The 433-nt window shown below is 39.0% G+C and carries 1 protein-coding gene; it reads right to left on the minus strand.

Annotated features, from left to right (window positions below):
* Positions 1-96 precede the first annotated feature (96 nt).
* A partial coding sequence (locus MMO38_RS16575) for a head-tail connector protein (RefSeq protein ID WP_241324199.1) occupies positions 97-433 on the minus strand: 337 nt, incomplete at its 5' end.

Below are 433 nucleotides of genomic sequence, written 5' to 3' on the forward strand. Positions count from 1 at the left end.
CCATTCCTTAGTTAAATATTCAGGGTTATTATCATCTTGAGATTCAGTATATTTCTGAACGGTAATGCGGTGTTTAAGTTTTCCAAACTCCATAAATCACCCCATATTGATAAACCGATGTCGATTCCAAGCCCATGTTGATGATTTAGGTAATAACTCCATGTTGCCTGTTGCTTCAGGGTTTTCATGCCAATATCCAATTAAGGCTAAAGCACCCTGAACAATGAAAGGCGATACATGTATCCCATTGGTGACATCTTCAGGAATAACCTCACCCACTTCATACAGTTTTCGATTTGTTACTTCTTCAAATGCAGAAAGCGAAGCATCTATTAATAGTTGAAGATCTGCATCCTCATCTTCGCTATCAATTTTGAGCCGCTGCTTCACCTGTTCCAGTGTCAGAATTGGCATTTTTGCTACCACCCTTTTT

Origin of the sequence: Acinetobacter sp. NIPH 1852 (assembly GCF_022549455.1) — a bacterium.
Lineage (GTDB): Bacteria > Pseudomonadota > Gammaproteobacteria > Pseudomonadales > Moraxellaceae > Acinetobacter.